Below are 12,357 nucleotides of genomic sequence, written 5' to 3' on the forward strand. Positions count from 1 at the left end.
TTTTCTTTACTTTTTACTTATATTGTGCTACTACCTAAAGAGAAACAAAAGCAACAGGATTTCAGAAATATGTATGACCCTTTTAGAACATACTATAAAAACTCCCTTTTAAGTTGGAGAATAAAACGGCTACAAATATAATAACGAAAAAAAACAGAAATAATATTGCTTTATACATGATATCTGCCTCACTCTATTCCTAAATAATACTGCACAATTACACATTTTACAGCTTTTGCAATAGGCTTACAACTAGGAATTAGTGGGTTTTTCAAACAATTATTAATTATTTGTGAAGATATTAGAGGACTCCTTCTTTCTCATCAGTCGCTGGAGCCTATTAATGAGATCCTCATATTTAACGGAAGCGCTCTCTATCTCATTTGCCTTATAAAAGGAATCAGCCATTTTCGTATATGTAAGAGCTTGTTCGATATTTTTTTGACGATGCTCAAAAATTTTCGCAAGTTCAATACATGCCTCCACCTTTATTTCCATTTCGCTTCCCTCAGCAACGTCTTTCCATAGCTGAATGGCTTCAAGCCATTTCTTTTGTTTCTTATATTCGAATGCAAGTGCATGCTTAGCTTGAAGTGCTTCAATGCCATCTCCTGCTGAAATATTTGAGAATGCCTTCTTGGCTGATGCAGTTTCTCCCAATTGGGAAAACCATCTCCCAACTTCGTATGTCTCCCGTGCAGTCTGTGACTTATCAATCCCAAGAATTTGATAAGATAGGTGAGTATATAAGCTAATAAGGGATAAAATGTCTATTTCATTATGTTTCAATACTCCTAGCATTCCTTCTGGATTTTTTGTTTCCACATAATCAAAATAAATCATCGGTGCTAAAAAACCTGGAAGATCATCCTTTCTTTCGACACCTAATATTTCTTTTTCAACTACAGACAACTTCAAACGTTCTAATTTATGCTTCCACATCCTTCTAGAAGCATGATATAAATCGAAATGGCCAAATGGAGGCAATTTAGGAACTTGATCCCGAATAAGAGTATGTCTCGTTTTCACTTGCGGCCAATCAAATGATTTTCCATTATAGGTTGCCATCATCTTATAATCAACACTGTCTAGAAAGCTTTTGTATAAAGCGACCTCTGCTCCTGGATGGGGCAAAATATGCTGCTTTAGACGAACCTTGTTTCCTTGAAGGCTAGCATGGCCAAGGATAAAGATTGTGTTTCCAGCACCTCCACCGAGTCCAGTTGTTTCTGTGTCAAAGAAAAAAAATTGATCTGCCCGAAACCCAGCAGCTGACAATGGATGATAGATATCTGAAGAATTCCATGCTTCCACAGCCTGATAAAATTGGTCAAACGTATAAATGCCGTGTTTCTCGTTAACTGAATATTCCTTTTCCCTAATTAAGCAAAAATCCTCGTCAAAATAATATGGTGTAACTCCTTCTTTTTCCCAAACCTCTCTATAAGGAAAGTCGGTTAATTCTACTTTTTGAACTCGCTTTTCAGTGCTGCTTTCATGCGATAGATGTGACTTTATTCGATTCAGCTTGTTTTTAATGGACATAGTTATCACCAGTGATTACATTTCTCGATGTGAAGCTTGTTAATATGTTGAGGACATCTGCTTTAGCCGTTTTTGAAGCAGTATCAGTCCCAATGCAGGAAGGACAGCCTTGCTCACAAAGACAATTGCCCACCATTTGTCTTGCCTCATGTAAAACATGTTCAAACCCTTCGTATATCTTTTCACTTAATCCAACCCCACCCGGATAGCGATCATAGAAAAATATCGTTGGCTTCTCATTGTGAGCCGCTTTCACCTGCGGGACAACATGAATATCCTGAGGGTCACACATGACAAAAAGCGGGGCAATATGCCTTAATGCATGAGCTGACCCTATAAGCCCTTGCTCTAATCTCTCTCGCTTGTCTTGTAAGCACTCTTCATTTAATGAGAACCACGCAGAGCTTGTATGAAGCTCTGCCTCTGGAAGACTTATAGGCCCTGAACCAATATTTTCGTGTGTTTCAAATTTTATCTTTTTAAAAATAGTTGCCATGGCAACAACGCTCACATCACCATAACCAATTTCTCCTGAAGGCAGGCAACGCTGCTTATCCTGTTCGAGAACCTTGAGCTCAACGGCCAAATTAGCATCTGTGAAGTAATCCGCCTCCACTTCTCTAACGAAGGCTTTTTTCTCCTCCCAGTCTAACAGCTCTACTTGGTACTGGGTTCCTTGATGAAGATAAATCGCCTCTTCATGCAGGAGCGTCATAGCAGAAAATTGATCCATTTCACCGATTACCTTCACATTCGCTATGTCAGATTGATCAATAATGACTACATTTTCCTGGGAAGCTGAACGTAAACTAATATTATGGGCAGGAAAAGAATCATTCATCCAATAATATTTTCCCCCATTTTCATAAAGAACCCGTTCTTCCGCTAAATATTCGAGGACTTCTTCCGTTTCAAATGATCCAAAGGATTCTCCTGCATGAAAGGGAAGCTCGAAGGCTGCGCATTTGATATGATCGATTAAAATAATCAAATTATCGGGATGAATTCTCGCTGTTTCAGGACTTCTTTTGAAGAAGTAATCCGGATTTTGAATGACATATTGATCCATTGGGCTGCTGCTCGCAACCATAATCACAAGGGATTCACCATGCCTCCTTCCGGCACGCCCTGCTTGCTGCCATGAGCTCGCAATCGTCCCAGGGAAGCCATTCATAATACACACTTGCAGCTGTCCAATATCTACTCCCAATTCCAAAGCATTCGTGCTGACAACACCGTATATTTCTCCAGAACGGAGTCCTTTTTCAATTTCCCGTCTCTCTGTTGGCAAATAACCGCCTCGGTAGCCGCGAATAGCCTTTGGCCCTAATTTATACTTTACGAGTTCCTGTAAATATGTAAGTAGGATCTCGACCCTTACACGGCTTCTCGCAAAAATAATCGTTTGTATTTTATTTATCAACAAAATTGAAGCTAGCTTTCTAGCTTCTAATGTAGCGCTTCTTCTAATATTTAAAGGCTTATTAACAATTGGCGGATTATAGAAAACAAAATGCTTTCTCCCGCTTGGTGCCCCGTTATTATCAATTAATTTAACCGGTTTTTCTGTTAACTTCTCCGCAAGTTCCGATGGATTAGCGATAGTTGCCGATGTACAAATGAAAATAGGATCACTTCCATAAAAGCGGCAAATTCTTTGTAATCGCCGGATGACATTAGAGACATGACTTCCGAAAACACCACGGTATATATGAAGTTCATCAATCACAACAAATTTCAGGTTTTCAAAAAGGGAAACCCACTTTGTATGGTGGGGAAGGATAGCCGAATGAAGCATGTCTGGATTTGTAATGACGACATGCCCCGCTTTTCGGACCTTCTGCCGAATATTAGCAGGGGTATCCCCATCATATGTATAGCTATTAATAGCTAATCCTGTTTCATTTATGATTTCATTAATTTCGCTTTTTTGATCTTGGGCAAGGGCTTTAGTTGGAAACATATATAGCGCTCTTGCATGAGGGTCATTAATAATGGTCTGTAAAACAGGGAGATTGTAGCATAGTGTCTTTCCTGAAGCAGTTGGAGTTACTGCAACAAGACTTTGTCCCTTCATAGCGGTTTCATATGCCGATTTCTGATGAGTATAAAGACTTGTTATTCCTCTTCTTTGTAAAGCCTCCTTAAGATTAGGGCTTATATCAGCTGGAAGGTCGTCAATCCTCGCTTCCTTTTCTTCAATTGTGTGCCAATGAACGATGTTTTGCTTGAACTCTTCCAGTTCTTTCATTTCCTTCATTAATTCATGCAAGCTTTTCCGAACTTTCATCTTACTCACCTCATATCTATTATTCTAGCGAATAAGCGTTCGTTTTTAAAGAAAAACTTCCCTGTCATAAAATGTTCAAATTCTTCCAAACCCAAAACGCTTCTTTCTTGTGGCTTTTTTGTTACAATATTGGTAACAATGGTTTTACTTAAGAGGTGATAACATGAATTATTCTGACATTAAAAAGGTACTCTCGCAGTTTACTCTTTTTAAAGAGCTCAGTGATTCAGAAATTGACAAAATTGTTGAGATCTCCATCTCTAGGGAATGGAAAAAAGGCAGTCATGTATTCATGCAGGATGATCCGTTAGAGAATGTATATTTTATTCAAAGCGGACGAATTAAAATTTATAAAAGTGATGTGAATGGCAGAGAACAAATCGTGGCAATCGCTAAAAATGGGGATATGTTTCCACATGTAGGCTTTTTCCGAAAAGGAGGATACCCTGCTTTTTCTGAGGTACTCGAAAGCTCCACATTAGTTGTTGTGCCAATTGACCAATTTGAAAAGGTCCTTATAGAAAATCCTGAGCTATGTATTAAAGTGTTTAAAGTTCTGGGAGAAAAAATTGTTGACCTGCAAGAACGGCTCGAATCGCAAATCCTAAATAATACATATGAGCAAATTATTAAACTGCTCGTTCGCCTAGCCAAAATTCACGGTCAGAAAATGGATAATGGGTTCTATCTCTTAAAGGCAGAGTTCACTAATAAAGATCTCGCCAACATGATCGGAACAACGAGAGAAACTGTCAGCAGGACACTAACTAAGCTTAAAAAGGACCAGCTGATTGAAACAGATTCATCCGGAAATATTATTATTGATCCTGATAGTCTATTAGAAGAAATCTTATAAATAACAATGAAGAACCACTTATTAAAGGTGGTTCTTCTTTGTTAGCTATTAATTATATTGAAGCATTTCTTCCAAGTCTTCTTGAACCGTTCCAATAAGTTTTAGATTGAAAGTGTTTTGTAGTACATCCAAAACGCCTTCTGAAATAAATTCAGGTGCCTTAGGTCCTATACGGATATCCTGAATTCCTAAACTAAATAATCCTAGTAGAATCGCAACGGCCTTCTGTTCAAACCAAGATAATACAATACTTACTGGCAGCTCATTAATTTCACATTCAAAAGCATCTGCCAAAGCTTTCGCAATTTTCACGGTTGATCCCGAGTTATTGCATTGACCTAAATCAATATATCTCGGAATTTCTGTTCCTGGAACAACCCCGTAATCAACATCATTAAAACGGAACTTTCCACAGGATGTTGTTAGAATAACTGCTTCAGGCGGCAATGATGTAGCAAGTTCACGGTAGTATTCTCCGTCCTTCCCTGGGGCATCACAGCCAGCGATGACGAAGAACCGTTTTATTTTTCCTTCTTTAACAGCCACAATAACCTCTGGTGCAAGACCTAGTACGGTTTCATGGTGGAAGCCAGTTAGTAATGTTTCATCTGATTGAATATTTGCCTCTGGCAGCTCCAACGCCCGATTAATTAGCCGGCTATAATCATCATTCACTATTTTCTCTACATTTTCTAGACCTGCGACCTCATAGCTAAACATCCGGTCTGCATATGTACCTTTTATTGGCATGACACAGTTAGTCGTTGCCAAGATGGCGCCAGGGAACTTTTCAAATAATCTGCGCTGGTCATACCAAGCTTTACCGATATTTCCTTTTAAATGGCTATACTTCTTCAATTCAGGATACCCATGAGCAGGCAGCATTTCTGAGTGCGTATAAATATTAATTCCCTTTCCCTCTGTCTGCTTGAGCAGTTCCTCTAATGCGAATAAATTGTGGCCTGTTACGATAATACATTTACCTTCGATTTTGTTTTGCGATACGCGGATTGGCTGTGGAACGCCCAGTCTTGTAGTATGGGCCTCATCAAGCATTTCCATTGCCCTAACGGCTGAGCGCCCTACCTTTAACGCCATCTCAATATGTTCTTGTACATTAAAATTTGAGTTTGTTAATGTCAAATAAAGTGCCTCATGGGTCGTTGCATCAACAAATGGATCCGTGTATCCTAGCTGATTTGCATGTGTACGGTAGGCAGCAATCCCCTTTAAGCCAAAAATAATTGTATCTTGCAAGCTTGCAATGGTTTCATCTTTTCCACAAACACCGATAACTTTACATCCCCCACTCGGAGTTTGTTCACACTGGTAGCAAAACATTCTTTCAATCTCCCACTTTCCCAATAAATTAACATGATCTGAATATCTTCAATTCCAATGATCAAATGTGATTCAAATCACGCTTTTTCATAACATGATCAGAATATCCTCAATTCCAAAGTTAAAGTGTGATTCAAATCACGCTTTTTCAATCAATATTTGTTCAAAAATTACCAATATTTTATTTACCAAGAACAAATACCCAGTTACCTTCATATGATATTGTGGCTATGCCAACATCATTAATTGATAGGGGCTGAAAAAATTGAGCAACGATAACAAAAAGGGAAAAAATGAGTTGGGAGATTTAGTGAAATCGGTGAATCATTTCTTTAATGAAAAACCAGTTAAGGGATTTCTGCAATCAATAGATGAATTCTTCAAGAGCCCATTTCCTTTTCATACTCCATTTCACGTTGATGTCCGAGAAACAATGGAGGAGCATATTATTACGGCAGAGCTGCCTGGTGTTAAACGTGAGCAGATTAAGCTCGATGTCTTTGATAATTACGTAACCATCTCCGTTCAATCTAATGAAATATTCACCGAAGAGGATGAGGACCAGAAGGTTAGAAGAATGCGGCAATCAATGCAAAAATCAAGCAGAACGATACCACTTCCGCAGCCAATTATCGAAAATAAGGTAAAAGCATCATACCAAAATGGACTCTTAAAGATCCGTGTTCCTAAACAAAAAGGAAAGCATATAAAAATCGATGAAATTGAATAAAAAACAAGCAGTCTAATAAACTGCTTGTTAATGCTCGGAAGTATCCAGCCATTTATTAAAATAACCAGTCGGTACACTGAAATAATCTCTTGTGAACCGAATAAATTCCTTCGTATCTACTTCCTTGTATTTAAAATGCTCATAGTAGCTAGAAAGAAATTGCATGCTAACTTCCTTTACATCGGCTCCTTTAAGTCTATACTTATCCTCCACCATCTTTAACATTTCAATGGCAGGCTGACCATAAATAAAGCCTGTATTTTTTACTTTATCTAATGAAACATTTGAATATTGTCTGCCAATTGGAGGATTAGCAGCCTTTATACGCTCCATTCGGTTATAGGGAATGCGAAATGCTTCACTCCTGCTTTGATTTTTGCCAGCATAAAAGTACATAGAGGTTGCAAACTCAGTCATGCCTTCATCAACCCATGCCTGATGATATTGATCGTTCGCCACCACACCATAGAAATACTGATGGGCGATTTCATGGACTACGGCGTTTCTGTAAAAATACGTATCCTCTATGTAAGGATTAATTGTTACTACACCTGAATATTCCATAAATGGGCCGTTATCTAAAATAATATCTAATTGTTTATGGGGATATTTCCCTATATTCTCCTGATAGAAGCTTAATGCATCTCTTGCTAACTCTAAAGTTTCCTTAATATTTTTCTGATGGCCCGTCTTTGTGAACAATCGGATCTTGACTCCGTCATTAGCCTCCGTTTCATGGATATCCATATCTCTAACAATGCCAATGAAGAAATCCCTCACTTTTTTTACTTTGATTTTCCCTTCACTTGCACCTATTCGAGGGTCCTTATCGGATGAAGAAATAAGGGAGTACCCTTCTGGAATTTTATAAGAGACTTCAAAATTAGAAAAGTCTGTATGGAACGTCTCCATTCCTACATCATAATCTTCCTTATTCCATTTTCCATTTTGATAGGTTGCCAGCATTGGGTACCAATGTGCCAAATAATAATTTTCCTTTTCTTTTGAAAGACGTACACCTTCATTTGGAATCGTGAATGAATACTCAATTTTAATTTGATATTTTTTCCTTTTCTGCATGGTTGACGGGATGCTAATGTTTAATTGATCTTTTTCCAAGCTATATTTTGCTTGCTCGCCATTTATAATGATTTTCTTCATTTGTACTGTAGAATAGCTTTTAACCGATTGGAAAGAATGCCCTTTTTCAAATGCATTTGGAATGAAATAAAAGGTGAGATCCTCCCAATAATTATCTGATTTATTTTTGATATGAATATTTGCTGTTGTATGAAAGACACCTTTTGAATCCATTTCTACATGCATATCATAGGACGCTTTACTATCATTTTTCACCCCTACATCTGCATCCTTCGTGGCTGTAACATAAACACCTGCCCCGGTAAATAACATGACAAGCAAAACGAAGGCAAGTCCTTCTCCTCGAGGGAGTATACGCTTCCTTTCCTGATTGAATTGCTTGCGAATAGGTAAAATCCGATGTACCTGTCCCGTCCTTATCCATGGTGTTCTTGAGTAGTTTGCCTGAAAGCGATTTTTTAGACCATTTGCTAATAAACTGAAAGATATGGTCGTAAATAAGAGAACCATTAAAGGGATCAACAAAATATGAGTATTCCCGTAAATATTTCCTCTAGCTTGTCCAACTAAACCAGATAGCTCCTTCGTTACCGATAGATAAATGATCGGATCAAATCGAACAGTAGTTCCGCCAATGAAAATATTCATAAGTGACAGCTGGCCCATAATAGTAATGACATAGACAATTTCCAAAATGAACATCACTAAAATCGTTTCCTTCATTTGCGGAAAAATATGCTTCCAAATTAGCCTGTTTTTGCTGGCCCCGAGAATATGTGCAGCCTCAATATATACAGATTTATATAACTCAGCCGTTTTCTGTCTCACGGAAGAAACAATACTAGGGATACTGATTACAGAAGCAATAATAATAAAATATCCTAAGAGAGTGCTTGTACTTAATTGACTATTAAAACTTATCGGCCTCATAAAAAAATATAAAATGAGAAACAAAGGGATATAGCTCCAGGCATTTTCAAAAGCACTCAACAAGCTAGATGTTTTTTTCCACATGCCTGCATATAATCCTATTATTGTCCCTAACACCATCTTAATACATGTAACAGCCAGTGCTACAAATACCGTATAACGAATTCCATATAGGATCATCGTCATCAAGTCATAGCCCCATTTATCTGTACCTAATGGGTAGCTTTCATTTTCAAAAGGTTCTATTGGCGGAGATAGTACCTTTCCATTCCTATATTGCGTTTCGAGCATCTCTGTTAATGAGTGCGGAGCCAGTATTGGACCAAATACACATAGAAAAAGAATGATTGATACGCAGAAAATCCCTACATATAAAGAATAATTGATGTTAAATAATTTATTCATATATAAATCCTCGTTTAAAAAGGTAAAGTACTATTCTAATGGATAAATAGACGACACCCGATATAAAAAGCATCGAGAAAAGGCCAATAGCAATTGGCTGAATCTCATTACTTTGAAAAATAAATTTCGTAATACCAGATACATTCATGATGTACTCGATGATAAATAGATTTCCGACGCTTAAGGAAATGACTTTAATTAATTCAGCTTTAATAAAGGGCTCAACATTTTTATAAACATGCTGGAAATTAATATAATTTAAACGCATTCCTTTTGCTACCGCTGTCTTAATATAATCTTCACTGCTCATTTGAAGATACTTCACTGATACAAGCTTAAACATATATAATGTCGGTGCAATACTTACAAGCAAGGTTGGAAACCAAAGATTGAGCGTTCCCGCATCGGCACGTAAAGAAATTATTCTAACTCCTGTGACTTTATAGATATTTACAGCTAAAATCAAAGACAAAATAATAATAATAAAATCAGGTATGGCTGATAAGAGGTTCAAAATGAAATTAAAAAGCTTTGTTAATCGAAAACGGCTTACGAAAATACCAAAAATCAAGCTAATAATAATTGAAACATTTACACCTATAAGCATGATTTTTAAACTAGTAAAAAAGTTATTCCGAATATCCTCCGCAATTTCCCGCTGCTGAGTCCCTAACTGATATGTACCAAGGCTACCATTACTGATTTCACTAATAAAATCACCATATATTCTAGGCAATTTTTCGAAATGCCATTCCAGCCGATTCTCAAGCGGATTTACTTCTACTATCATTGGTATTGCAGCAAGAGAAAGGATTAAGAGGAATATGATAACAATTTGCTGTAATGAACGTAACATCTGGATCCCCCATTTATTGCAGATTAACGGGCTGTAAGACCCTCACTTCAAAAAGTTGCGTAAAGTAAAAAAATTCTAAGTGGGGATCAACAGCCCGTAAAGGCCCGATTGGTTCAACTAACAATCAGTGAGGGATGAAGGAACTCCCCCACTGATTGAAGTTTCACTTTATATTCATTTCTCTATTTTTTCACCATTTTCTATTTACTGTCAATCCTATTTTTTTTAGCCTATAAAAAACAAGGTATTCGCATGACTATTTTGGCGAATACCTTATTGTAAATTTTTTCATTAAACCTTGATAAACCCGCCTAATCCTTTTACAAGCGATGAAACCTGACTTACGGCATTAACCATCTGGCCGGCCGTATTCATCATTTTATTAATATCGATTGAACCATCCTGTGACTTAAATGAATTCATAAGGGATTGTACACCTGATGACTGTTTAGGCATAAAGGATTGCTTTGGGTAAGGGTTCATATAAGAATTAGAGAAATAGGGATTATAAGAGTTCGATATATTTTCGTTTGTTTCAGGATCTAAAGGATTTTGGAAAATGCTCTGTGAAACATTTCCTTGCCCCATCTGCATCCCATTTTGCTGCATCGGATATCCATTAGTTGGGTACTGGTTATACATTAAATTTTGGCTGCCCATGGCAGGATAGGAATTTTGATACATCATGTCACTTCCATATGGAAAAGGTTGATTGTGTGGACCGTTGTAGAACCCCATATTCCCTGTAGGAGAAGGATAATAAGGGGGCTGCTGTCTCCAATGATATTGGTTTAGTCCGTAATCAAATTTATTCATATAAGTTGGGTGATATTGATTCATATATGTTGGGTGATATTGATTTATATAATGGCTGGCTCCTCTTCGGCCAAACATGGGGACATCCTCCTCTTTCATAAACAATCTATCTCAGCTTGTTTGAGAAATCATTACTATAATTTATGAAAAGAATGCCTATATTGTGATACTGGAAACGTTTTCATTTTTTGTCTATTGTTGAAGATTCATGTCGGAAGTCTTAATATTTGAAAAATAAAGAACCATACCTTTTTTATGATAGGATATTGAAAAGAAATAAACGCTATGCAGTAAAATTTCGTTATTCTGCTAGTAAACTAGCTTTCTAGTTTAGCAGAATACGAGAGAAAATTAGAGGAGGGAAATTAGCATGAATGTTCACGAACTAGCAATGAAATTTTTTCAAATGAGGAATTACAGTCCTGAAAGTGTAAACGAATTACTTGATTTTACGAAAAAGTCATATGTTCAAAACGATATTTGTATTAATGTCTATCGTAACCTTGTTCGTGAACTCGAGGCTCAAGGAGCAGAGGTTCCTGAATCCCTTTAAGGCACATTAAGAGAGACAAACTATAGTATCGGCGTACAAGTAGTCAATCTTATCATCGCTGTAGATACTCTAAGCTGCAAATGACATAATTCAAACGGCCCTCCTATTAAGTGACAGGAGGGCCCATTTCTTCTTTTACAGTTTGAAGCAGTCGGTCTAGTACATATTGCGAAGAAACAATTAAATTAGTGAACCTCGACTTGCTCGTTTCTGGATAAAAGGCTTGTACAGATATTGCTTCGATATTTTCATATGTAGATTCTACTTGCTGGGCAAATAGGTTTTTCGGTCGATTGGTTGTAATCCATTGGATCGCTTTATTTTTCCATTCATCGTTCGTTAATTTCACTTCATCCGCGAACGGTTTAACTTCTTTATAAAAATCTCCGGGCTTCTGCAGCTCCCTAGCCTTTTCATATCTTTCAGACAAAAAGAACATATAATTTAATAATTGGTTTGTCAGATGGATTAGTTCTACATCTTCATTCATAATAATCAGCTCCAAATTCATAGACAGAAATTGCTGTCAGGAGAATTTTTGCAAAAATAAAAGTAGCTTATAAAAATCAGCTACTAAACATTGACCCAATTTTAGTGTAATTTGTAACCTATTTCAAGCTTTATGCTTGGCTGACGATGAAAATTTTCCTTCACATCGGCCTTGCCGCTCTTAGCCTGATAATAAGCGGCTTCCGTTTCTAACGCTTCCATGCTTTTCGTACAGGCTGATATTTGGTCAGAACAATTTATTTGTAATTCGTTTCTAATGCCGGAAAAGTTTGAATCAAGTACAGTTTCTAATTCCTCAAGCTGATTATAAATTTCAGAAAGCATATTAATTAATTCCTCTTTTGCCTTAACATTTTTCTTCATCTTCTAAGCCCTCCTTGGAATAAGAACACCGGTTATTTAAGAATTGTCTAGCTCCAGCGCC

At 37.2% G+C, this 12,357-nt stretch carries 11 protein-coding genes; 3 read left to right on the plus strand and 8 right to left on the minus strand.

What is annotated here, in order from left to right:
* Positions 1-282: 282 nt before the first annotated feature.
* Both V7164_RS11090 and V7164_RS11095 read right to left on the minus strand, forming a co-directional pair.
* Positions 283-1,545, minus strand: coding sequence for a ribonuclease H-like domain-containing protein (locus tag V7164_RS11090; protein WP_335344435.1), 1,263 nt, complete (start codon positions 1,543-1,545; stop codon positions 283-285).
* Positions 1,535-3,835, minus strand: a complete 2,301-nt coding sequence (locus V7164_RS11095) for a DEAD/DEAH box helicase (RefSeq protein ID WP_335354096.1) — start codon at positions 3,833-3,835, stop codon at positions 1,535-1,537. The genes V7164_RS11090 and V7164_RS11095 overlap by 11 nt, the downstream gene beginning before the upstream one ends.
* Before the next feature lie 163 nt (positions 3,836-3,998).
* Here V7164_RS11095 and V7164_RS11100 point away from each other — a divergent pair, with 163 nt between their 5' ends.
* Positions 3,999-4,691, plus strand: coding sequence for a Crp/Fnr family transcriptional regulator (locus tag V7164_RS11100; protein WP_335344434.1), 693 nt, complete (start codon positions 3,999-4,001; stop codon positions 4,689-4,691).
* A gap of 48 nt (positions 4,692-4,739) precedes the next feature.
* On the opposite strand, the gene hcp is transcribed toward V7164_RS11100, so the two are convergent.
* Positions 4,740-6,032 (minus strand): hydroxylamine reductase, encoded by a 1,293-nt coding sequence (hcp, locus tag V7164_RS11105; protein WP_335344433.1) that lies wholly within the window; start codon positions 6,030-6,032, stop codon positions 4,740-4,742.
* Positions 6,033-6,297: 265 nt separating this feature from the next.
* Between hcp and V7164_RS11110 the strand changes: the two genes are divergently transcribed.
* Positions 6,298-6,762 (plus strand): Hsp20/alpha crystallin family protein, encoded by a 465-nt coding sequence (locus V7164_RS11110; RefSeq protein WP_335344432.1) that lies wholly within the window; start codon positions 6,298-6,300, stop codon positions 6,760-6,762.
* A gap of 27 nt (positions 6,763-6,789) precedes the next feature.
* Here the strand turns inward: V7164_RS11110 and V7164_RS11115 are convergent, their stop codons facing one another.
* The 3 genes from V7164_RS11115 to V7164_RS11125 all read right to left on the minus strand — a co-directional run bounded on the left by V7164_RS11115 (position 6,790) and on the right by V7164_RS11125 (position 10,948).
* Positions 6,790-9,198 (minus strand): ABC transporter permease subunit, encoded by a 2,409-nt coding sequence (locus V7164_RS11115; protein ID WP_335354097.1) that lies wholly within the window; start codon positions 9,196-9,198, stop codon positions 6,790-6,792.
* Positions 9,191-10,054 carry an ABC transporter permease subunit gene (locus V7164_RS11120; protein WP_335354098.1) on the minus strand — a complete coding sequence of 288 codons (864 nt, stop codon included), beginning with the start codon at positions 10,052-10,054 and terminating at the stop codon, positions 9,191-9,193. The genes V7164_RS11115 and V7164_RS11120 overlap by 8 nt, the downstream gene beginning before the upstream one ends.
* Positions 10,055-10,345: 291 nt before the next feature.
* Positions 10,346-10,948, minus strand: a complete 603-nt coding sequence (locus V7164_RS11125) for a YppG family protein (protein ID WP_335348100.1) — start codon at positions 10,946-10,948, stop codon at positions 10,346-10,348.
* Positions 10,949-11,240: 292 nt separating this feature from the next.
* Here V7164_RS11125 and V7164_RS11130 point away from each other — a divergent pair, with 292 nt between their 5' ends.
* Positions 11,241-11,423, plus strand: a complete 183-nt coding sequence (locus V7164_RS11130) for a YppF family protein (RefSeq protein ID WP_335348101.1) — start codon at positions 11,241-11,243, stop codon at positions 11,421-11,423.
* A gap of 106 nt (positions 11,424-11,529) precedes the next feature.
* On the opposite strand, the gene V7164_RS11135 is transcribed toward V7164_RS11130, so the two are convergent.
* Together V7164_RS11135 and V7164_RS11140 are read right to left on the minus strand one after the other, a co-directional pair.
* Positions 11,530-11,913, minus strand: a complete 384-nt coding sequence (locus V7164_RS11135) for a YppE family protein (RefSeq protein ID WP_335348102.1) — start codon at positions 11,911-11,913, stop codon at positions 11,530-11,532.
* Between the two features lie 101 nt (positions 11,914-12,014).
* Positions 12,015-12,296 (minus strand): hypothetical protein, encoded by a 282-nt coding sequence (locus V7164_RS11140; RefSeq protein ID WP_335348103.1) that lies wholly within the window; start codon positions 12,294-12,296, stop codon positions 12,015-12,017.
* Between the last annotated feature and the right edge of the window lie 61 nt (positions 12,297-12,357).

Source organism: Bacillus sp. JJ1474 (assembly GCF_036965225.1).
Taxonomy (GTDB): domain Bacteria; phylum Bacillota; class Bacilli; order Bacillales; family Cytobacillaceae; genus Cytobacillus.

What these genes read in the sequence shown, in the direction of transcription:
- V7164_RS11090 (WP_335344435.1), bottom strand. Translation starts at nt 1,545, where the DNA reads ATGTCCATTAAAAACAAGCTGAATCGAATAAAGTCACATCTATCGCAT.
- V7164_RS11095 (WP_335354096.1), bottom strand. Translation starts at nt 3,835, where the DNA reads ATGAAAGTTCGGAAAAGCTTGCATGAATTAATGAAGGAAATGAAAGAA.
- V7164_RS11100 (WP_335344434.1), top strand. Translation starts at nt 3,999, where the DNA reads ATGAATTATTCTGACATTAAAAAGGTACTCTCGCAGTTTACTCTTTTT.
- hcp (WP_335344433.1), bottom strand. Translation starts at nt 6,032, where the DNA reads ATGTTTTGCTACCAGTGTGAACAAACTCCGAGTGGGGGATGTAAAGTT.
- V7164_RS11115 (WP_335354097.1), bottom strand. Translation starts at nt 9,198, where the DNA reads ATGAATAAATTATTTAACATCAATTATTCTTTATATGTAGGGATTTTC.
- V7164_RS11120 (WP_335354098.1), bottom strand. Translation starts at nt 10,054, where the DNA reads ATGTTACGTTCATTACAGCAAATTGTTATCATATTCCTCTTAATCCTT.
- V7164_RS11125 (WP_335348100.1), bottom strand. Translation starts at nt 10,948, where the DNA reads ATGTTTGGCCGAAGAGGAGCCAGCCATTATATAAATCAATATCACCCA.
- V7164_RS11130 (WP_335348101.1), top strand. Translation starts at nt 11,241, where the DNA reads ATGAATGTTCACGAACTAGCAATGAAATTTTTTCAAATGAGGAATTAC.
- V7164_RS11135 (WP_335348102.1), bottom strand. Translation starts at nt 11,913, where the DNA reads ATGAATGAAGATGTAGAACTAATCCATCTGACAAACCAATTATTAAAT.
- V7164_RS11140 (WP_335348103.1), bottom strand. Translation starts at nt 12,296, where the DNA reads ATGAAGAAAAATGTTAAGGCAAAAGAGGAATTAATTAATATGCTTTCT.